This window comes from Pseudomonas mosselii (assembly GCF_003205295.1).
In the GTDB taxonomy this organism is placed as follows: Bacteria; Pseudomonadota; Gammaproteobacteria; order Pseudomonadales; family Pseudomonadaceae; genus Aquipseudomonas; species Aquipseudomonas mosselii_B.
Genome location: NZ_QJRP01000045.1, coordinates 13588 through 33104, shown reverse-complemented (window position 1 = coordinate 33104; position 19517 = coordinate 13588). Strand labels below are relative to the sequence as shown.

Annotated in this window: 20 protein-coding genes; 4 read left to right on the top strand and 16 right to left on the bottom strand. The window is 65.9% G+C overall.

What is annotated here, in order from left to right:
* Nucleotides 1–426 precede the first annotated feature (426 nt).
* Complete coding sequence (locus DMX06_RS24035) at nt 427–1191, top strand: SDR family oxidoreductase (protein ID WP_110739669.1); 765 nt, start codon at nt 427–429, stop codon at nt 1189–1191.
* Between the two features lie 30 nt (nt 1192–1221).
* Here the strand turns inward: DMX06_RS24035 and DMX06_RS24030 are convergent, their stop codons facing one another.
* Nucleotides 1222–1692, bottom strand: coding sequence for a RidA family protein (locus DMX06_RS24030; RefSeq protein WP_110739668.1), 471 nt, complete (start codon nt 1690–1692; stop codon nt 1222–1224).
* Nucleotides 1693–1840: 148 nt separating this feature from the next.
* Between DMX06_RS24030 and DMX06_RS24025 the strand changes: the two genes are divergently transcribed.
* Entirely contained in the window at nt 1841–3256 is a 1416-nt protein-coding gene (locus DMX06_RS24025; RefSeq protein ID WP_110739667.1) for an aminotransferase-like domain-containing protein, read from the top strand.
* Nucleotides 3257–3288: 32 nt separating this feature from the next.
* Here DMX06_RS24025 and nhaA read toward each other — a convergent pair whose 3' ends face one another.
* The 6 genes from nhaA to DMX06_RS23990 all read right to left on the bottom strand — a co-directional run bounded on the left by nhaA (nt 3289) and on the right by DMX06_RS23990 (nt 8307).
* Nucleotides 3289–4491 (bottom strand): Na+/H+ antiporter NhaA, encoded by a 1203-nt coding sequence (gene nhaA / locus DMX06_RS24020; protein WP_110739666.1) that lies wholly within the window; start codon nt 4489–4491, stop codon nt 3289–3291.
* Nucleotides 4492–5005: 514 nt separating this feature from the next.
* Nucleotides 5006–5791, bottom strand: coding sequence for an ABC transporter ATP-binding protein (locus tag DMX06_RS24010; protein ID WP_110739665.1), 786 nt, complete (start codon nt 5789–5791; stop codon nt 5006–5008).
* Nucleotides 5792–5802: 11 nt separating this feature from the next.
* Nucleotides 5803–6558, bottom strand: coding sequence for an ABC transporter permease (locus DMX06_RS24005; RefSeq protein ID WP_110739664.1), 756 nt, complete (start codon nt 6556–6558; stop codon nt 5803–5805).
* A gap of 2 nt (nt 6559–6560) precedes the next feature.
* Nucleotides 6561–7316 carry an ABC transporter permease gene (locus DMX06_RS24000; protein ID WP_110739663.1) on the bottom strand — a complete coding sequence of 252 codons (756 nt, stop codon included), beginning with the start codon at nt 7314–7316 and terminating at the stop codon, nt 6561–6563.
* Nucleotides 7317–7471: 155 nt separating this feature from the next.
* Nucleotides 7472–7858, bottom strand: coding sequence for a DoxX-like family protein (locus tag DMX06_RS23995; RefSeq protein WP_110739662.1), 387 nt, complete (start codon nt 7856–7858; stop codon nt 7472–7474).
* Nucleotides 7855–8307, bottom strand: coding sequence for a thiol-disulfide oxidoreductase DCC family protein (locus tag DMX06_RS23990; protein WP_110739661.1), 453 nt, complete (start codon nt 8305–8307; stop codon nt 7855–7857). The genes DMX06_RS23995 and DMX06_RS23990 overlap by 4 nt, the downstream gene beginning before the upstream one ends.
* Before the next feature lie 147 nt (nt 8308–8454).
* Between DMX06_RS23990 and DMX06_RS23985 the strand changes: the two genes are divergently transcribed.
* Nucleotides 8455–8643, top strand: a complete 189-nt coding sequence (locus DMX06_RS23985) for a DUF1289 domain-containing protein (RefSeq protein WP_110739660.1) — start codon at nt 8455–8457, stop codon at nt 8641–8643.
* A 91-nt stretch (nt 8644–8734) separates the two neighbouring features.
* Nucleotides 8735–9079 (top strand): hypothetical protein, encoded by a 345-nt coding sequence (locus DMX06_RS23980; RefSeq protein WP_110739659.1) that lies wholly within the window; start codon nt 8735–8737, stop codon nt 9077–9079.
* An 87-nt stretch (nt 9080–9166) separates the two neighbouring features.
* Here the strand turns inward: DMX06_RS23980 and glpT are convergent, their stop codons facing one another.
* The 9 genes from glpT to proP form a co-directional block, all read right to left on the bottom strand.
* Nucleotides 9167–10519, bottom strand: coding sequence for a glycerol-3-phosphate transporter (glpT, locus tag DMX06_RS23975; RefSeq protein ID WP_110739658.1), 1353 nt, complete (start codon nt 10517–10519; stop codon nt 9167–9169).
* A gap of 209 nt (nt 10520–10728) precedes the next feature.
* Nucleotides 10729–11034: an NIPSNAP family protein gene (locus DMX06_RS23970; RefSeq protein WP_110739657.1), complete on the bottom strand. Its 306-nt coding sequence runs from the start codon at nt 11032–11034 to the stop codon at nt 10729–10731.
* Nucleotides 11035–11100: 66 nt separating this feature from the next.
* Complete coding sequence (locus DMX06_RS23965) at nt 11101–11652, bottom strand: lipocalin family protein (protein ID WP_110739656.1); 552 nt, start codon at nt 11650–11652, stop codon at nt 11101–11103.
* Nucleotides 11653–11716: 64 nt separating this feature from the next.
* On the bottom strand, nt 11717–12298 hold the full coding sequence (locus DMX06_RS23960; protein ID WP_110739655.1) for a hypothetical protein: 582 nt from the start codon (nt 12296–12298) through the stop codon (nt 11717–11719).
* A gap of 190 nt (nt 12299–12488) precedes the next feature.
* Nucleotides 12489–13505, bottom strand: a complete 1017-nt coding sequence (locus DMX06_RS23955; protein ID WP_110739654.1) for an XdhC family protein — start codon at nt 13503–13505, stop codon at nt 12489–12491.
* Between the two features lie 216 nt (nt 13506–13721).
* Nucleotides 13722–15056 (bottom strand): c-type cytochrome, encoded by a 1335-nt coding sequence (locus DMX06_RS23945; protein ID WP_110739652.1) that lies wholly within the window; start codon nt 15054–15056, stop codon nt 13722–13724.
* Nucleotides 15057–15073: 17 nt separating this feature from the next.
* The gene (locus tag DMX06_RS23940; protein ID WP_110739651.1) at nt 15074–17317 is read right to left on the bottom strand and encodes a xanthine dehydrogenase family protein molybdopterin-binding subunit; all 2244 of its coding nucleotides are present in this window, start codon (nt 17315–17317) and stop codon (nt 15074–15076) included.
* Nucleotides 17317–17772, bottom strand: coding sequence for a (2Fe-2S)-binding protein (locus tag DMX06_RS23935; RefSeq protein WP_110739650.1), 456 nt, complete (start codon nt 17770–17772; stop codon nt 17317–17319). Before DMX06_RS23935 ends, DMX06_RS23940 begins: the two co-directional genes overlap by 1 nt.
* 148 nt (nt 17773–17920) lie before the next feature.
* Entirely contained in the window at nt 17921–19423 is a 1503-nt protein-coding gene (gene proP / locus DMX06_RS23930) for a glycine betaine/L-proline transporter ProP (protein WP_062360969.1), read from the bottom strand.
* Nucleotides 19424–19517: the final 94 nt, after the last annotated feature.

Sequence of the window (19517 nt, the reverse complement as noted above, 5' to 3'; positions counted from 1 at the left end):
GAGCACCAGGCAGGCAGCTTCGCGCTTGAACTCAGGGGTAAAGGTACGGCGTTGCTTGGTCATCGGACACCTCTCTGTGGCGAGCATTCTCGCCTAAATGGGTGTCCGGGGTTAGTAGACCACTACAGTGTCGGTAGTGGTGCCGCAGATGTCTGAGCATGGGTTCGATGACTGCACGTAAGCTTGCGCAGGCGCCAGATGGTGGCCAGTCCAGAGGAGGGGCATAGCAGCGTCCTGTTCGCAACTTTCCATTTTCACCTGAGGCAGCCAGTTTGGCTCGTCCTTGACCAGTGCTCCCCTGACTCGTCGAATCTTCATCTTGCTGTCGGCTGACCACAGTCCGCAAGAAACGGAGAGCATCCCCCCGTACCGCACCCGATAGTCCCCGCGCACCCTGTAAATCACCTTCAGGACGAGGTACTCATCATGCAACTGGCAGGCAAAGTGGCAATCATCACCGGTGCCAGCTCCGGCATCGGCTGTGCGGCGGCGAAACTGTTCGCCCGGCACGGCGCCAATCTGGTGCTCACAGCGCGGCGTCAGGCCGAGCTCGAGCAGTTGGCGGCGGACATCACGGCAGCCGGACACGGCCGGGTCTTTACGGTGGCCGGTGACATCACCGACGCGGCACTGGCCAGGGAGCTGGTGGACACGGCGGTGTCGCGCTTCGGTGGCCTGGACATCGCCTTCAACAATGCAGGCACCCTCGGTGATCTGGCTGCTGTTCCCGAGCTGACGCTGGACGCCTGGCAACATACCTTGCACACCAACCTGACCAGCGCTTTCCTCTGCGCCCAGGCGCAGATCCCGGCGCTGCTGGCCCGTGGCGGTGGCTCGCTGATTTTCACCTCGACCTTCGTCGGCCACGCGGTGGGCATGCCGGGCATGGCTGCCTATGCGGCCAGCAAGGCGGGCCTGGTCGGCCTGGTCCAGGTCATCGCGGCGGAGCAGGGTGCCCAGGGCATACGCGCCAATGCGTTGCTGCCGGGCGGTACCGACACTCCGATGGGACGTAGTGTGATGAGCAGCCCCGAGGCCCAGGCCCATGTCGAAGGGTTGCACGCCCTCAAACGCCTGGCCAGGCCGGAGGAAATCGCCGAGGCGGCACTGTTCCTGGCCTCGGACGCATCAAGCTTCATGACCGGGTCGGCGATGGTGGTGGATGGCGGGGTATCGGTGGTGCGCGGCTGAGGCGGGCGGTAGCACGCCATGCCTGGGGCATCACGTCACCGCAGCGATCAGGTCGATTTCCACGGGGGCATTCTTCGGCAGCCTGAGCACGCCGACCGAAGTTCGTGTATGAGCGCCGGCTTCGCCAAACACACTGTACAGGACCTGCGAAGCAGCGTTGGCCACCTCGCTCTGCCGGGTGAACGCTTCGGCCGACTGCACGAACACGCTCATGCGCAGGATGGCGCGGATGTTATCCAGCGAGCCGACCTGTTCACGCACCAATGCCAGGCAGCGCAGGGCGCTGACCATGGCCGCGGTGCGTGCATCCTTCAGGCTGACTTCGCTCCCCACCCGACCGGGGTGGATCACTTCTTCGTCAATACGCGGGATCTGCCCGCTGACGTACACAACGCCTTCATGGCGCACGATGGCGGCGTAGTCGCCACCGAGTTTCAATCCTGCTTCGAAGGAGTAACCCAGCTGATCAAGTATCGCGGCAAACTGTGCTTCACGGGACATAGGGCGCTTCTCGGTCTCTTCATGGCCTTGGGGTGGTATGCGCTAGGAGCAAGCCGGATGCCGATGCATAGTAGAAAGGCGCTGGCCGCAGGGGCAGGGCAACTTCGTATGGAAACCTTTGAACTTTACTGCCGGGACGACCAGTACAATGCAGCGACAGCGCGCCGTGATCACCGCCATCGAACTCCAGCCGGGGCAACCGCTGGTGCAGCAGATTGCCGAGGGCTTTACCAAAGCCATCGGGCATGGGGCTTTGGCCCCAGGGGGGCGGTTGCCACCCATTCGTGAATTGACCGAGCTGTTGGGGGTGAGCAAGTCCACGGTGGTGGAAGCCCTGGACCGACTGCGCGCCACGGGGCTGGTGGTATCGCGCCAGGGCGCTGGCCACTATGTGGCACGCGAGACCCAGGTCGTGGGCACGGAGGCTGTACGCAATCTGCTGCCCCAGGACCCGGTGAGTGTACTCCGTCACGCACTGCTGACGGACAACGGCATGTTGCGCCCCGGCTGCGGTTTCCTGCCGCCCTCATGGATGCCTGTGGATACCCTGCTCAAAGCCATGCGTGGATGCCTGCGGGCCAGCGAGTTGCGCATGGGGGAGTATGGCTTGGCGGCAGGCTACCTGCCGCTGCGTCAATGGCTGCGCCTCAAGCTCGGTACCTTGGGCATCGATGTCCCGGTCGAGCAGATCGTCACCACCGCCAACACAATGCAAGGCGTGGACATGCTGTTGCGCCTGATCCTGCGCAGGGGGGACAGCGTCCTGGTCGACGACCCGTGCTATTTCAACTTCCGCGACAACCTGTATTACCACGGCGCCCGCCCGGTTTGCGTGGCGCGATCGGTGGAAGGCATCGATTTCCTGGCTTTCGAGCAACTGCTGATTGCCCATCGCCCGCGCGTCTACCTGACCAACAGTGCCTTGCACAATCCAACTGGGCATTCCTTTTCGGCATTGCAGGTCCACCGCCTGCTGGAGTTGTGCCAGCGCTATGGCGTGCACGTCATCGAAGATGATCTGTACTGCGATATCCAGCATAAACGCACGCCCCGCCTGGCAGGGGTGGGTGGCCTGGACAAGGTCAGCTATGTCTGTGGCTACTCGAAGACCCTTACCGCCAATTGTCGCGTTAGCTACCTGGCCGCGGGCGCCGAATTGGCGGGGCAACTGACGCTGCTCAAGATGAAGTGCGGCGGCGTGACGTCTGAGCTGACCGAGCAGGTGATTCATCGCCTGCTGACCGAAGGGAGCTATGAGCGGCATACGCGAAGGGTCGTCGACCGGCTGTATGAGGCCAGTGGGCGGGTGGTTGGCTGGTTACGCGAGGCAGGGTGCGAGGTGGCGTCGTGCCAAGGGGAGGGGCTGTTCCTGTGGACCCGGCTACCCGCCGGTGTCGATGGCGAGGCCATCGCCATGAGCGGCTTGCAGCATGATCTGGTGCTGTCACCCGGCACCTTGCTGAGCGCCCAGGCCGATGCCCGGGCGTTCATGCGTTTCAATGTCGGTCACAGTGACAATGTGAAGGTCCGTGACACCTTTCTGCGTCTGCTCGACAGTCACTGAGCTGTCGAGCAGGCGCGGGCCCCGAGGCTACTTCAATCCGCCGGCTTGGGCGCGAAGCGCAGGATCAGGCAGGCGATCACCGCCGACAGCAGCGAGCCCAGCAGGATGCCGATCTTGGCCGCGTCGATCTTCTCGGCCTGTCCGGGGAAGGCCAGCTCGCCGATGAACAGGCTCATGGTGAAGCCGATGCCGCACAGCATCGCCACGCCGTAGATCTGCAGCCAGCTGGCGCCGTGGGGCTTGCTGGCCAGGCCGGTCTTGACCGCCAGCAGCACACCGCCGAACACGCCGAGCTGCTTGCCCAGCAGCAGGCCCAGGGCGATGGCCAGCGGCAGCGGGGCGAAGATGTCGCCCAGGCCCAGGTCGCCGAACGACACGCCGGCGTTGGCGAAGCCGAAGGCTGGCACGATGAGGAAACCGACCCAGGGCGCCAGACCATGCTCCAGCTTGAGCAGCGGGCTGGCTTCGCGGGCCTCGCTGCCACCGGTGCTGTAGGGGATCAGCAGGGCGCCGACCACGCCGGCGATGGTAGCGTGCACGCCCGACAGCAGGGTCACGTACCACAGCGCGGCCACGCCGATCAGGTAGGGCCACAGGCTGACCACACGCAGGCGATTGCAGGCCAGCAGCACGGCGACGATACCGGCGGCGCCGGCCAGGGCCAGCAGGTTTAGCGACGAGGTGTAGAACACCGCGATGATCGCCACCGCGCCCATGTCGTCGATGATCGCCACCGACACCAGCATCACCTTGAGCGACAGCGGCGCATGCCGGCCGAGCAGGGCCAGGGCGCCGACGGCGAAGGCGATGTCGGTGGCGGCCGGGATCGCCCAGCCCTCCGAAAGCCCGGGCTCGCCGCGGGACACCGCCAGGTAGATGAGCGCCGGCACGGCCATGCCCATCAGCGCCGGAAGGGCCGGCAGGCGGCGCTGCTCCCAGCTGGCCAGGCGGCCGTCGACCAGCTCGCGCTTGATCTCCAGGCCCACCAGCAGGAAGAAGATCGCCATCAGGCCATCGTTGATCCACATATGCACGGTCATCGGGCCGAGCTTGTCGGTCAGCACCGGGCCGACGGGGAGGTGCAGCAGGTGCTGGTAGGCACTGGCCCAGGGGCTGTTGGCGATGACGATGGCCAGCGCCGCGGTGAGCATCAGCAGTACGCCGCCGGCCGCCTCGGTGGCCAGCAGGTGCCGCAGCATCGAACGCGGCTTGGTGGGTGGAAGGGGTGCAGTCATGTAACGCTCCTCGTTCATGGCATCACCCTCGCGGTGGCAGTGGCGCGGCGGGCAACGGGCACGGCGGGGCGCTGGCTCCGGACAAGACGGGCCACTGCGGCGAAGGGCGAGAAGAAGGATGGGGAATGCGGCGCAGCGACCCACGCCGTGAAGGCACGGGGCAGGAAGGGCCATGGGGAATGGAGGCATGCGTGCAACATGGACGAATCTCACGGAAAACAAATGAATGTTCTCCGTATTCGGGAAGGCTCCCGGGCGCACGCAGCACACGCCAGGCGGCCATTCTAACGGTGCGGGCGAGGGTGTGTGTTGCATTTTTGCATCGAAATGTTGCCAGGCGAAGATATTTCTTCGTGGCATCGTGTTCGATGACAGAGTTGCAGCGAACACCTGGAGACCCTCATCCGGTCTAACGTCGGTGGTTTCGTCATCGGTGGCGCGATGGCCACGGTACTGGCCCATGTGCTCGTCTCGCTGCTGATGACCTTCGCCGGCTTTGCCCACATCGGGCAGGTCAATGCCCCACGAGCTGTTCCAGCAGGCGCTGCTTGTGCTGGAACAACAGCGCCGTATCGCGTTGTCGCGGATGCGTCAGCTCCAGCCGCACCTGCTCGCCAATCCGCCCCGGATTGGCCTCCATCACGATCACTCGGTCCCCCAGGTACAGCGCTTCCTCGATATCGTGGGTGACCATGATCACCGTGCAGCGCTCCTGCACCCAGATGCGCTGCAGCTCTTGCTGCAGGCGCACGCGGGTCAGGGCGTCGAGGGCGCCGAAGGGTTCGTCGAGCAGCAGCACCTTGGGCTTGTTCACCAGCGCGCGGGCAATCGCGCCGCGTTGGGCCATGCCGCCGGAGAGCTGGTGCGGATAGGCCTGCTCATAACCCTGCAGGCCGACCAGGGCGATGTGCTCATCGACCAGGTGCTGCTTCTGCGCTTTGCTCAGGTCGTGGTTTTTCAAGGCCAGGGCGATGTTCTGCTGCAACGTCATCCAGGGGAACAGGCGGTGGTCCTGGAACACGATGCCGCGCTCCAGGCCCGGACCGTTCAGCGGCTGGCCGTCGAGCAGGATCTGCCCCTGGTAGTCCTGGTCCAGGCCGACGATCAGGCGCAGCAGGGTGGACTTGCCGCAGCCGCTGGCGCCGAGGATGCTGACGAACTCGCCGGGGCGGATGTCCAGGTCGATGCCTTGCAGCACCGGCACGTGCCGACCCTTGAGGGGGTAGGTCTTGCTCAGGTTGCGGATGCTCAGCGCGCCGGTCTGCACGTTGACGGGAAGGGTATGGGCGATGGCGTTCATGGTCGGGCCTTTCAACGGGTGGGGCGCCAGCGCAGCAGGCGGCGGGCGAGCAGGGTGGACAGCCAGGTCATCAGGTAGCCGCACAGGCCGATGCACAGCACGCAGATCACGATGATCTCCATGCGTGCGCCGGCCTCGGCGTTCATCATCAGGTTGCCCAGACCGGCGCCGGAGGCGAGAAACAGCTCGCTGCCGACCGCCGTGACCCAGGCGAAGGCCAGGGCCTGCAGCACACCGGTGGCGATGCTCGGCAGGGCGGCGGGCAGCAGGACCAGGCGCAATTGCTGCCAGCGCCCGAGCGCCAGCACCTGGCCGACTTCGCGATGGCGGACATCGACCTGGCGCAGGCCTTCGAAGGTGTTGAGCACCATCGGGTACAGCGCCGCCAGGCTGACGATCAGCAGCTTCGATGCTTCGCCGTTGCCCAGCCACAGGGCGATCAGCGGGATCCAGCCGAGCATCGGTACCTGGCGCAGGGCGTGAAACAGCGGTGCCACCAGGCGGTTGGCCAGGGGCGACAGGGCCATCAGCGCGCCCAGGGCGACGCCGCCGACGATGCCCAGGGCGAGGCCGGCACTGGTGCGGGCCAGGCTGGCCAGCAGGTTGACCAGCAGCTCGCCGTTGCCCAGCAGTTCCACCAGGGCGTGGCCGATGGTCGCCAGCGGTACGAAAGCGTAGGCGCCGGCGGCGTCCTGGCGCGAGGCCAGTTCCCAGGCGCCGATCAGCAGCAGTGGCAGCAGCAGGCCACGCAGGTTTTGCAGTTTCATCATCACCTCCCGGCTTGCCAGCCGGACAGGCGCCGCTCGACACGGCGCAGCGAGAAGTCCAGGGCGAAGCCGATCACCCCGGTGATCGCCACGCCCACCATTACCACATCGATGCGCAGCATCTGCCGACCCATCTCGATCATCTGCCCCAGGCCGCTGTCGGCCGCCAGCAGCTCGCAGGCCACCAGTACCACCCAGGCGCGGGTCAGGGCCACGCGCACGCCGGTGACGATGGCCGGCACTGCGGCGGGCAGGGCGATGCGTGCGACCAGGGTCGGCCAGCGCAGGCGGTACACCGCGGCCACCTCGAAGTGGCTGCGGGGGATGGCGCGAATGCCCTCGCCCGTGGCCAGTGCCACGGGGAAGAACGCGGTCTTGGCGACGATCACTACCTTGAAGGTCTCGTCGATGCCCAGCAGCAGTACCAGCATCGGAATCAGGGCGATGCTGGGGATCTGCCGCAGGGTATGGAACAGCGGCGCGCAATAGGCCTCGATCGTGCTCGACAGGGCCATGGCCGTGCCGAACGCAAGGCCGGCCAGCGCGCCGACGGCGAAGCCCAGCGACAGGCGCGACAGGCTGCCGGCCAGGTGCTCCTGCAATTCGCCCGTGGCCAGCAGGTCGGCGAAGCTGCGCCAGACCTCCAGGGGCGGCACCAGCAGGTTGGCCGGGAACAGTCCGGCGTCGGCGACCACGGCCCACAGGGCGAGCAGGGCCAGGGGCGAGACCAGCCAGGTGAGGGCTTTGAATGGGGGCATGGCGGACCTTGGAAACGGCGGTTGATACCGGGGTATCGCAATCGCCGTGCCAGGGACCAGGTGGCGGTTTTACTGGAGCTGCAGGTGGTGGGTGGTGGTGGCGCAGCAGCGGGGTGTTGCTGTGGCAGCAGCCAATCAGCAATGCCCCGGGCCGTTCAAGGATGCTGCCCTGCAGGGGCCTGGCGAGAAAGCCAGGCCACGGCACACAGCGCCATTCCTGCCACATTGAGCGAGACCGGGTTGAAGGCATCCACCAGCATTGCCGGTTGCATGACCGCCACATCCACCAGCAGGCCCAGCAGCACCGCCGCGGCGACCAGCAATGGCCAGGCCAGCCGAGGCAGCAGCAGCAGGGCGGCAAGCGCCAGCTCGGCCACGCCGGCAACCTGTGACAACCAGGTGGCGTGTGCCAGACCGTGGGCTTGCAGCAGTACTTGCTCACCGGGGCTCAGGACGATCAGCTTGGGCACCAGCCCGTGGTAGGCGAAGACAAAGGCCAGGCTGGCGCGGGCCAGCCAGTGGACCTGGTGAAGACGGTTCATGGCTGTTTCCCGAGAAAACGGCGCTGATGGTCCGCACTGGGCAGCAGGCATTGTTGGTATCGGCCGAACAGCCGATAGCGGTTGAGCGCTACACGGTCGTACAGCCAGTCCCGCAACCTGCGAGGGCACAGACGCAGCACGCGCAGCAGCGGCCAGGTGCCGGGCAGATGGCGCACCACCTCGAAGAATGCCTCGGAGCGCACCCAGTAGTGGTTGTTCCGAATGACCGCCATGGTGTCGAACGCCGTCACGGACAGGCCTGCCCAGGCCAGCAGGGCCTGGCCTTCGGCTGACTGCACCGTGGCCAGGCGGATACGTTGTTGGCGATCATGACGGATAATGAATGTCGCCCAGCCGTTGCACAGCCTGCATACGCCGTCGAACAGCAGCACGGTTTCCCCTGGTGCGAGCAAAGGGGCGGGGGAAGGGCGCATCAGGGAGGCGGGCATCGCTTGATTCCGTTCATGCTGGAAGCGGCATTGTAGAGGCTTTGGATGGGAAGTAGCGATTAATTGACGCCGAGGGAGTCCGCTCCCTCGGGGCTGCAAGGGCGATTGCCGAACCGTTATCATGCGCCCCCCATATTGGAGCGCGCCATGGCCAAGGACATCGACAACCCCTGCGTCTCGCTGTGCCAACTCAACAGCGAACTGTGCGTGAGCTGTGGCCGGACCCGGGACGAGATTCGCAAATGGCGGGGTATGAAGCGCCCGGAGAAGATGGCGACCGTGCAGCGGGCGGCTGCGCGAATGAAGGCTATCGTCAAGAAGAACGCCAGGCGTTAGGGCAAGACGCCGTTACAGCGTGGCGCGAAGATCCAGGCGTTCATGCGTGTCCATGACTTGTGCAGATGATCCGATTCCATGGGGGAGACCGATGCGCAGACTGTGGCAAAAGTACCTCGCACTGCTGGATGCCGACCTCAGTGCCAAGATCTTCGACAACTTCAAGAACCTGCTGGTATGCGCGCTGCTGTTCGCAGCGGGCACCGAGGCAATCCATGGCAACCAGCAGATCCTGCTGGGGTTGTGGGTATCCAGTTTCACTGGCTGGGGGTTGATCCTGGTGTCGGCGTTGCTGTTGCTGCTGAACATCAGCGACACACTGCATCGCCTGGCCAAGTTGCCATACCACACGGTGCTGCAGGTGATCCTGTGCTTGCTCTATCTGATCCTGGCGTCGCGGGTGGTCGAGATTGTCTGGAGTTTCCGGGCGGAGTAAGGACGTTCCTTCAGGAGGCGCCCGCAATACCGCCCGGTCACCCAGGCGGTGTCGTTATGGTAGGTGTCGCCGATTCAGGGGTGGCTATCAGGCCACCGCCTCGCGACTGGCAGTTGCAGCCTTGGTGTGCCAAAGGGTCGGCACCATGAACGCGATCGCCAGCACGCACGCGCTCACCAGCAGCACGAAGCCGCCGTCCCAGCCGAAGTGGTCGACGGTGTAGCCCATCGCCGCGCTGGCCGCGACCGAACCGCCCAGGTAGCCGAACAGCCCGGTGAAGCCGGCCGCGGTGCCGGCGGCTTTCTTCGGCGCCAGTTCCAGCGCCTGCAGGCCGATCAGCATCACCGGCCCGTAGATCAGGAAACCGATGGAGAACAGCGCGATCATGTCGACGGTCGGATTGCCCGGCGGGTTGAGCCAGTACACCAGGGTGGCGACGGTGACCAGGGCCATGAACACGATGCCGGTCAGGCCACGGTTGCCGCGGAAGATCTTGTCGGACATCCAGCCGCACAGCAGGGTGCCGGGGATGCCGGCCCACTCGTAGAAGAAGTACGCCCACGAGGTGGTGTCGACGCTGAAGTGCTTGGCTTCCTTCAGGTAGGTCGGCGCCCAGTCGAGCACGCCGTAGCGCAGCAGGTAGACGAACACGTTGGCCAGGGCGATGTACCACAGCAGTTTGTTGCGCAGCACGTACTCGACGAAGATCTGCTTGGCGCTGAATTCCTGCTCGTGGCTTTCGTCGTAGCCTTCGGGGTAGTCGTTCTTGTACTGCTCGACCGGCGGCAGGCCGACCGACTGCGGGGTGTCGCGCATGGTGGCGAAGGCGAATACCGCCACCAGCACCGCCACGGCAGCGGGGACGTAGAAGGCGGCGTGCCAGTCATTGGTCCAGCCCAGGCCCAGCAGGAACAGCGGGCCGATCAGGCCGCCACCGACGTTGTGGGCGACGTTCCACACCGAGACCACGCCGCCGCGCTCCTTCTGCGACCACCAGTGCACCATGGTCCGTCCGCTCGGCGGCCAGCCCATGCCCTGGGCCCAGCCGTTGATGAACAACAGCACGAACATGATCGTCACGCTCGACGTGGCCCAATGCGCGAAACCGAAAATGAACATCACCCCGGCCGAGATCAGCAGGCCGAAGGGCAGGAAGTAGCGCGGGTTGGAGCGGTCCGAGACCAGGCCCATGAGGAACTTGGACAGGCCGTAGGCGATGGCGATGGCGGAGATCGCCACGCCCAGCTGGCCACGGGTGTAGCCTTCCTCCTCGATGAGGTAGGGCATGGCCAGGGAGAAGTTCTTGCGCAGCAGGTAGTAGCCGGCATAGCCGAAGAAGATCCCGGCGAAGATTTGCCAGCGCAGGCGGCGATAGGTGCTGTCGACGCGCTCGTCGGGCAGCGGCGCCTGGTGCGCGGCAGGGCGGAAGAAGGCAAACATGTGAAGCTCCCAACTTGTTATAGGTATGCGAAAACGAATTTTACATTTTCGTTACAGAAAAAATACCGATTTTGCTGGGAGGATCTGTTGTTTTGTGAACGTGGTCGGCAGCGGCCATGAAGCAAGCCCGGCACCAGGGCATGGTTCACGGCGGTACGCTACCCGCCCAATGGAAAAAAGAGCTGTGATGTGACGCAAATGATCCCGGTTCAGTCGAGCACAGGGCGCAAGAAACTGCGTTCGTAGCTGAGAATGAAGCGTTGCTCGTTGGCCAGGGCGAAGGCGGCGATGCACTCGGGGTCGGTTTCGGAGGCTTTGCGGTACTGCTCGTAGGCTGCCAGGCAGGGGAAGCTGAACAGGGCGTAGGCGATATTGTTGGCGCCTTCGCTGGGCAGGAAGTAGCCGTGGTGGGTACCGCCCATGCGGTTGACCAGGCCGATCCACAGTTTGCCGTAGGCCTCGAAGGCCGGGATCTGGTAGGGGTCGATGATGTACTTGAGGTGGCAGGTGATCATTGCACGCAATCCTTTGGGTGAGCCGGGTGGCTCACCTTACAGCGGGCAGGGGCGGGCGTCGATGGGCTAGGGGTTGGCCTGGCGCCAGATCAGTCGGTCGGTGGGATAGCCCAGCTTGCGTGCCTGTGCCAGCAACTGCTCCCGGGCCTGGGGGCTGACCGTCGGCGTGCGTGAAAGCAGCCACAGGTATTCACGGTTGGGGTGGCCGACCAGTGCCATGTGGTAATCCGCGTCGTGATACAGCACCCAGTACTCGCCCTTGGTCAGGCCGGGGGCCAGGCGGCTGAACCAGTTGTCGAAGCGCACCCAGAGCTTGTCGGTGCGCCCGGGCACCTGCGGCTCGGCGACGCCTCGGGCTTCGTTCCGCTGGCCGTCCTTCTCCAGGCAGCGATTGGTCACGTCGATACGACCGTCCTCGCGCAGGCCGTAATGGGCCTCGGACTGCACGCAGTTGCGCTGGAAGAACATCGGCAGGCGCGCCAGCTCGTACCAGGTACCCTGGTAGCGCTGCAGTTCTATCTGTTGCGTGGTGGGCGGCAGCTCGTCGCGGGCGCTGGTGCAGCCCGTGAGCGCGAGGGTGAGGCAGCAGTAAAACGGCACGGCCAGGCGCATCGCCATGGGAAACCTCCTGAAGGGGGGGAAGGGCTCACATGATGTTCGATGCGCGGGCCGGCCAAAGGTTTTACTGGGCTGGGCGCGAGGTCTCCACGCTCAGCACTTCGGTATAGATGGCTTCGACGGTCTGGTCGACCTTGAGGTTCTTCATGCGTGCCTGCAGCTCGGGATCCTCGACCTTGACCACCTGCAGTTTGCCCTCGGGCGGCAGCAGGGTGACCTCATGGGTATTCAGGTCGATCTTCTTGATCTGCGAGGTGACCTTGACCTGGCGGAACGCCTCGCCACCGGGGTTGGGGTTGTCCTTGGTGGCGCGGATGGTGCCCGACTCCTCGGAGGCCTTGGGAGCGCCGCCGACATTGGTGTTGAGCACATAGGCGATGGCACGGGTCACTTTGATGTCGACCTGATCGCCCACCTTGAGGTTGGGCAGCGCCTTGGCCTGTTCGGTGAGCTGGAAGGTCACGTCCTTGTCGTGGGGGCCCTTGACCGTGACCTGGCGGTTGGGCAGGTCGATCCTGGTCACTTCGGTGGTGACATGGCTTTCCAGCGCTTCGCTGGCGATGGGCAGTTCGGCGGCGTGGGCGGTGAGGCTGGCGGCGGACACTAGCGAGGCGAAAGCAACAGCGCGTGCGAGGGTGGCAGTCATTGGCCTGTCTTCCTTGTGGTCGATACCGGGGGGTGTATGCGAGAAGAAGCATAGACACTGGTTGGCAGGTGTGTGGCCAATGGTGGCCTCATCGCGGGGCAAGCCCGCTCCCACGTTGGTGCCGCTCTGATGATCGTGGGAGCGGCGGTGCGCCGATGCGACTTGCCCCGCGATGAGGCCGGTTCAGGCACTACAAAGGTTGATGATCACGCTCGCGCTTGGCCCCGGACACACTCACCGCCCCCGGCAAGCTCACGGCGTTCTTCGCCGCCAGCACTTCGGCCATCACGCTCACCGCGATCTCCGCCGGGGTCTTGCTGCCGATATAGATGCCGATGGGCCCATGCAGGCGTTCGAGGGACTGCTCGGTTTCGCCGAAATGTCCGATCAGCCGTTCGCGGCGCAGCTGACTGTTGCGCCGAGAACCGATGGCGCCGATGTAGAACGCCGGGCCGTGCAGGGCCTCGAGCAGCGCCAGGTCGTCGAGCTTGGGGTCGTGGCTGACGGCGATGATGCAGGTGCGCAGATCGGCCTTGAAGTCGCGTACCACATCGTCCGGCATGCCCTTCAGGTACTCGACGCCGGCGACCGACCAGGTGGCCATGTGCTCGGGCCGTGGGTCGCACACCGCCACCTTAAAGCCGTTGAACAGGGCCATGGTCGCCAGGTACTCGGCCAGTGCCCCGGCACCGATCAGCAGCATGCGGTAGCCGGGGCCGAGGGTGTTGATCATGTGGCGGCCATCGAAACAGAACTGTTCCGGGGTGGCGGTGGGTTCGAGGTCGACCGCGCCGTCGGCCAGGGTCAGCTGGCGACGCATCAGCTGGCCGTTGTCAAGTTGCCCGAGCAGTTGTCGCAGCGGGGCGGCGGCGGGCATGAATTCCAGGATCAGTTCCAGCGTGCCGCCGCACGGCAGGCCAAAGCGGTGCGCTTCGTCGGCGCTGATGCCGTAGCGGATCACCTCGGGTGCGCCCTCGGGCAGGCCGGGGCCGCCGTAGGCAGTGGTGTAGCGGTGAATCAGGTCGTCCTCGATGCAGCCGCCGGACACGCTGCCGACCACCCGGCCGTCGTTGCGCAGCGCCATCATCGAACCGACCGGGCGCGGCGAAGAGCCCCAGGTGCGGGCGACGGTGGCGAGCAGCACTCGGTGGCCGGCCTGGAGCCAGTCATGGGTGGTGCGCAGGACCAGCAGGTCGATGCTTTCCATGGTGTATGAAACCTCGTGTTGCCGAGTGCCTGTGGGAGCAACGGTCTTGCTCAATGTCTAAAAGCTGACACGATCCCTGTGGGAGCAACTGTCTTGCTCAATTTTTAGAATCTGGCGCGATCCCTGTGGGAGCGGGTTTACCCGCGAACACCGGCAGAGCCGGTGCCATCCACCGCGTCACCGGCTTCGCGGGTGAACCCGCTCCCACAGCGCTGCTCAGCGCATATGCAGGATGATCGGGCTGCTGCTGGCCGGGTCGGTATGCCCGCGCAACGTGCCCACCGCCTTGGCCTCTACCGCGCCGCCGTGATTGCCCCACGCACTGCGGGCGAAACTCAGCACCTGGGCAATCTCCTGGTCCGATAACTGCTCGCGGAACGCCGGCATGCGGTAGGCATCCGGCACCCCGGCGGCGACGATGCGCTGCGAGCCGTTGAGGGTGATGTTGATCGCCGAGGCATTTTCCGCGGCCAGCATCGAGGTGGCGCCCGCCAGCGGCGGCATCCACTCGGCCTGGCCCTTGCCGTCCAGGCCATGGCAGCTGGCGCAGCGGGTCGCGTAGGTATGCGCCCCCGGCGTGTCGAGCCCCGCGGCTACCGCCTGATACTGCCAGGGTGCGCCGTCACGCCCCGGGTCGCCGGGCAGCGACTTGAGGTAGCGGGCGATCGCGTTCAGGTCGTCGTCGCTCATGAACTGCGTGGAGTTGTTGAACGCCTCGGTCATCGAGCCGTACACCACCGCGTGCTTGTTTCGTCCGGTCTTGAGGAACTGCACCATCTCCGGCTCGCTCCAGCGCCCGAGCCCAGTGTTGTGGTCCTGGCGCAGGCTCGGCGCGTACCAGCCATCGAGCAGGGCGCCGGCGAGGAACGGTGCGCCGCTCTCGTCCAGGGCCTTCTCGTTGAAGGCCAGGCCCCGAGGTGTGTGGCAACTGCCGCAGTGGCCGGGGCCCTGGACGATGTAGGCGCCGCGATTCCACAGCGGGTCCTGGTCGGCCTTCTGCGCATAGGCGCTGGTCGGCGCGAACAGGCCGTTCCACAGGGCGATGGGCCAGCGCAGGTTCAGCGGCCAGGGAATGTCGCTGGGGACATTGGCCTCGGCGGCCGGCTGCACGCCCTTCATGAAGAACGCATAGAGCGCCCGCACATCGTCGTCGCTGAGCTTGACGTAGGAGGGGTAGGGCATGGCCGGGTACAGCCGTCGCCCACCCGGCGCGATGCCCTGGCGCACGGCGCGGTCGAAATCGGCCAGGCTGTAGGCGCCGATGCCATGCTCGCGGTCGGGGGTGATGTTGGTGGCATGGATCGCGCCCAGCGGCGTTGCCATTTCCAGGCCGCCGGCAAACGGCGCCTTGCCCGGCAGGCTGTGGCAGGCCACGCAGTCGCTGAGCCTGGCGACGTATTCGCCGCGGCTGACCAGGGCAGCGTCGGTGCTGTCCGTGGCGCTGAAGGGCGAGGCGGGCTCGCGGGTGACGTACCAGGCCAGCAGGCCTGCCGCGACCAGGCACGGCAAGGCCAGCCAGCCTGCGGTTCTTGCGAATCGGCTGTTGTTCATGGGCTGTCCTTGTCGTGTCAGCTGAAGGTATGGCGGCTCAGGGGCATGCTGCGCACGCGCTGGCCGGTGAGCTGCGCCACGGCGTTGGCCACCGCGGGCGCCACCGCCGGCAGCGGTGGCTCACCGATACCGCCCATCTTCGCCCCGCTCTCGACAATGCGCACATGCACCCGGGCCATGCGCGACGGCGGCAGCACCGGGTACAGGTCGTAGTTGCGCGCCCGTGGCACGCCGTTGAGCCACACCGCCTCCTCCAGCAGCACCTGGGACAGGCCCAGGGACACCGCGCCGTTGACCTGGGCTTCGATGATCGCCGGGTTGACGATGCTGCCCGGGTCGATGGCCTGCCAGATGTCGTGCACCCTGACCTGGCCGCCCTCCAGCGACACCTCGGCGATCACCGCCGCCTCCGAGCCGAACGGCGAGGCCATGGCCACGCCACGGGCCCGCTTGCTGCCGTCCTCGGCGGTGAACGGGCCGCGCTTCCAGCCACCGGACAACTCGCCCACCGCCTGCAGCAGGGTGGTCAGGCGCGGGTTGCCCTGCAGCAGCTGCAGACGCAGCTCGAAGGGGTCATGGCCGCCCTTGTCGGCCAATTCGTCGAGGAACGACTCGTAGAAGAAGTCGTTCAGCGAATTGCCCACCGAGCGCCAGTAGCCGAGCATGGCCGGGCCTTTGACGTAGATCTGCGCGGTGCGCTTGTTGGCGATGGCGTAGGCCTTGCCCGACAGCCCTTCGAGGGCGGTGGGGTCGACCTTGTCGCCCTGCTTGCCGGCGAGCGCCTCGGTCGGACCTTCGGTGGCGCTGATCGCCTCGATGGCCACCGGCAGGCCTTTGTCGTCCAGGCCGGCGCGGAACTTGACCACGGCCATCGGCCGCATGGCATCGCGCAGGAATTCCTCCTCGCGGCTCCAGATCAGTTTCACCGGCCGGCCCACGGCCTTGGCCAGGGCGATGGCCTGCGGGTAGGGGTTGGCCGAGTCGTACAGGAAGTGCCGGCCGAAGAAGCCGCCGAGCAGCGGCGAGTGCAGGGTGATCCGCGCCGGGTCCAGGCCGGTGCGCTTGGCGATGTCGTCGCGGAACATGTCCTGGGCTTGGTTGGGCAGCCACACCTCCAGGCTGCCGTCGGGGTTGAAACGGGCGGTGGCGGAAGGCGGCTCCAACTGAGCATGGTTGAGGTACTGGTTGTGGTAGGTGGCTTCGACCTTGGTCTTGGCGCTGGCCAGGGCGCCCGCCACGTCGCCCTGGTTTTCCTCGTCACGGCTCGGCCCGGTCTGGGCGGCCAGGTGGTCGCGCCAGCCGTCAGTGGAAAAATCGGCGGGCATTGGCCGCACCTGGCTGTCGGCAGCCGCCTCCTTCCAGTCCACCTGCAGCGCTTCGACCGCGCGCTTGGCGTGCCACCAGCGTTCGGCGACCACGGCCACCGCGCCGGGCAGCTGGTGCACCGAGTGCACGCCCTTCATGGCCTTGACCTGTTCCTCGTTGCGCAGTCCGCCGACGCTCATGCCCAGGCGCGGCGCATGCTGCACGGCGGCGTGGAGCATGCCGTCGACCTTGATGTCGATGCTGTAGATGGCCTTGCCGGTGGACTTGTCGTAGGCGTCGAGGCGTTGCACCGGCTTGCCGATCCAGCGGAACTGGCTGGGGTCGCGCAAGGTGACGCTGGCGGGGGCCGGCACTGGCAGGTCCATGGCCGTTTCGGCCAGTTCACCGTAGCCGAGCGAACGGCCCGAAGCGGCATGCACTACCTTGCCCGGTTCGGTGGTCAGCTCGCTCACCGGCACGCCCAGCCGCTGGGCGCCGGCCTGCAGCAGCATGGCCCGGGCCAGGGCGCCGAGGCGGCGCATGGTCGGGTAGCTCATGCGTACTGACATGCTGCCGCCGGTGATGCGCAGGCCGTTTTCCATCACCACGTAGGCTTCGCCGGCGGGCGCGCTTTCGACCAGGAAACGGGCAGGCTCGAGGTCCAGTTCCTCGCCGACGATCTGCGCCATGGCGGTGTTGACGCCTTGCCCGCCCTCCATGAATGGGCTGAGCAGGCGCACGCTGCCGTCCCGGCGCAGCTCCAGGAAGGCTGGCACCTGGGTGCCGCGCTCCGTGGCGCTGGCGGCCTGTACGCGCGGTGCACCCACTGGGAGGCCGAAGCCGAGCACCAGCGCGCCCACCGTGGTGCCGACCAGGAAGCGCCGGCGCGACAGGTTGACGGTTTCGCCTGCTGGCAGTTTCAGCAAGTCTTCGGGGGTATCGATGCGTGTGCTCATCAGGCTTTACCCCCTTCGGCGAGATCGTGCACGGCGGCATGGATGGCGTTGTAGGTGCCGCAGCGGCACAGGTTGACCATGGCCGCGTCGATCTGCGCAGTGCTGGGCTTGGGCGTGTGCTTGAGCAGCGCGGTGGCCGCCATCACCTGGCCGGACTGGCAGTAGCCGCACTGGGCCACCTGGTGCTCGACCCAGGCGGCGACCACGCGCTTGCCCACCGCATCGTTCTCGATGGCCTCGATGGTGGTGACCTCGCGGCCGACCACGCCGGCCACCGGGGTGACGCAGGCGCGCACCACGTTGCCGTCCACCAGCACCGAGCAGGCGCCGCACTGGGCCAGGCCGCAGCCATACTTGGTGCCGGTCAGGCCCAGGTCGTCGCGGATCACCCAGAGCAAGGGCGTGTCGGCGTCAGCCTCGACCTGGTAGGTCTGCTGGTTGATTCGTAGTTCCATGGGCTCACCTGCTGATCATCGGTTGTGGAAGCGGGGAATACGCTGTTCCCCAATCCAGAAACGCTAGCACAGGGGCCCATTGCGCAACCGATACACCCCACAGATTCAGAGGATCAGGCAAGCAATCCGGCGGAATGCGCAAGTAGCCTCAATCGATGCGCGGATGCTGTTGCGCGAGGGTCTGGCGCCGGGCCTCGAGCTCGGCGATCTGTGCGTCGATGTCCTCGATCTTCTGTTCGATGTTGTCGTGGTGCTCCTGCAGCAGCTCGCGGGCTTCCTCGATATCCGAGGCGGCCGGGGCGGCGCCGCGCAGCGGGCGGTTGGCGGTCTCCTTCATGGTCAGCCCGGTGAGCAGGCCGACCACGGCGATGACCATCAGGTAGTAGGCCGGCATGTACAGGTTGTCGGTGGTCTCCACCAGCCAGGCGGCCAGGGTCGGGGTGAGGCCGGCGATCAGCACCGAGATGTTGAAGGCGCTGGCCAGGGCGCTGTAGCGGATATGGGTGGGGAACATCGCCGGCAGGGTCGAGGCCATCACGCCGATGAAGAAGTTCAGCAGTACGGCGAGGATCAGCAGGCCTGCGAAGATCACCGCCAGCTTGCCGCTTGTGATCAGCATGAACGCCGGGATCGCCAGCAGGAACAGGCCGACGCTGCCAATGATGATGAACGGCTTGCGTCCCCACTTGTCGCTGAGCAGGCCGATGATCGGCTGCACGAACAGCATGCCGACCATGATCGCGATGATGATCAGCACGCCGTGGTCCTCGCTGTAGTGCAGGTTGTGCGAGAGGTAGCTGGGCATGTAGGTGAGCAGCATGTAGTAGGTGACGTTGGTGGCGATCACCACGCCGATGCAGGTCAAGAGGCTGCGCCAGTGCTGGGTGGCGACTTCCTTGAACGACACCTTCGGGCCGCTGGCCAGGCCTTCGCGGTCCCCTTGCTCAAGCTTGTCGACGTGCTGCTGGAACGCCGGGGTTTCCTCCAGTGCATGGCGCAGGTACAGGCCGATCAGGCCCAGCGGCAGGGCCAGGAAGAACGGCAGGCGCCAGCCCCATTCGAGGAACTGCTCCTCGCCGAGCACCGTCGAGATCAGCACCACCACCCCGGCGCCGAGGACGAAGCCGGCGATCGAGCCGAAGTCCAGCCAGCTGCCGAGAAAGCCGCGCTTGCGGTCCGGGGCGTACTCGGCGACGAAGATCGACGCGCCGGTGTATTCACCGCCCACCGAGAAGCCTTGCGCCATCTTCGCCAGCAACAGCAGGATCGGCGCCCAGATGCCAATGCTGGCGTAGGAGGGGATCAGGCCGATGGCGAAGGTGCTCAGCGACATGATCACGATGGTCGCGGCCAGCACCTTCTGCCGCCCGTAGCGGTCGCCCAGGGCGCCGAAGAACAGCCCGCCCAGCGGGCGGATCAGGAAGGGGACGGAGAAGGTGGCCAGTGCGGCGATCATCTGCACGCCGGGGCTGGCGTTGGGGAAGAACACCTTGCCCAGGGCATAGGCGACGAAGCCGTAGACACCGAAGTCGAACCACTCCATGGCATTGCCCAGGGCGGCGGCGGTGATGGCCTTGCGCATCTTGGCGTCGTCGACGATGGTGATGTCCTTCAAACCGATGGGCTTGACGGGTTTCCTGCGTGATTTCATGGGCCGTTGTCCTTGAAGGCTTGGGGCATGGCCATGGTTTGGCCAGCCTTGTACCTAGGGTCAGATACAACGGCGCGCTAAATAATTCCCTGCG

Coding starts and splice junctions, on each gene's coding strand:
- DMX06_RS23965 (WP_110739656.1), bottom strand. CDS start 11,652: ATGGCGATGCGCCTGGCCGTGCCGTTTTACTGCTGCCTCACCCTCGCG.
- DMX06_RS23980 (WP_110739659.1), top strand. CDS start 8,735: ATGCGCAGACTGTGGCAAAAGTACCTCGCACTGCTGGATGCCGACCTC.
- DMX06_RS23960 (WP_110739655.1), bottom strand. CDS start 12,298: ATGACTGCCACCCTCGCACGCGCTGTTGCTTTCGCCTCGCTAGTGTCC.
- proP (WP_062360969.1), bottom strand. CDS start 19,423: ATGAAATCACGCAGGAAACCCGTCAAGCCCATCGGTTTGAAGGACATC.
- DMX06_RS23955 (WP_110739654.1), bottom strand. CDS start 13,505: ATGGAAAGCATCGACCTGCTGGTCCTGCGCACCACCCATGACTGGCTC.
- DMX06_RS23935 (WP_110739650.1), bottom strand. CDS start 17,772: ATGGAACTACGAATCAACCAGCAGACCTACCAGGTCGAGGCTGACGCC.
- DMX06_RS23985 (WP_110739660.1), top strand. CDS start 8,455: ATGGCCAAGGACATCGACAACCCCTGCGTCTCGCTGTGCCAACTCAAC.
- DMX06_RS23970 (WP_110739657.1), bottom strand. CDS start 11,034: ATGATCACCTGCCACCTCAAGTACATCATCGACCCCTACCAGATCCCG.
- DMX06_RS24010 (WP_110739665.1), bottom strand. CDS start 5,791: ATGAACGCCATCGCCCATACCCTTCCCGTCAACGTGCAGACCGGCGCG.
- nhaA (WP_110739666.1), bottom strand. CDS start 4,491: ATGACTGCACCCCTTCCACCCACCAAGCCGCGTTCGATGCTGCGGCAC.
- DMX06_RS24025 (WP_110739667.1), top strand. CDS start 1,841: ATGCAGCGACAGCGCGCCGTGATCACCGCCATCGAACTCCAGCCGGGG.
- DMX06_RS23945 (WP_110739652.1), bottom strand. CDS start 15,056: ATGAACAACAGCCGATTCGCAAGAACCGCAGGCTGGCTGGCCTTGCCG.
- glpT (WP_110739658.1), bottom strand. CDS start 10,519: ATGTTTGCCTTCTTCCGCCCTGCCGCGCACCAGGCGCCGCTGCCCGAC.
- DMX06_RS23940 (WP_110739651.1), bottom strand. CDS start 17,317: ATGAGCACACGCATCGATACCCCCGAAGACTTGCTGAAACTGCCAGCA.
- DMX06_RS23995 (WP_110739662.1), bottom strand. CDS start 7,858: ATGAACCGTCTTCACCAGGTCCACTGGCTGGCCCGCGCCAGCCTGGCC.
- DMX06_RS24030 (WP_110739668.1), bottom strand. CDS start 1,692: ATGTCCCGTGAAGCACAGTTTGCCGCGATACTTGATCAGCTGGGTTAC.
- DMX06_RS24000 (WP_110739663.1), bottom strand. CDS start 7,316: ATGCCCCCATTCAAAGCCCTCACCTGGCTGGTCTCGCCCCTGGCCCTG.
- DMX06_RS24035 (WP_110739669.1), top strand. CDS start 427: ATGCAACTGGCAGGCAAAGTGGCAATCATCACCGGTGCCAGCTCCGGC.
- DMX06_RS24005 (WP_110739664.1), bottom strand. CDS start 6,558: ATGAAACTGCAAAACCTGCGTGGCCTGCTGCTGCCACTGCTGCTGATC.
- DMX06_RS23990 (WP_110739661.1), bottom strand. CDS start 8,307: ATGCCCGCCTCCCTGATGCGCCCTTCCCCCGCCCCTTTGCTCGCACCA.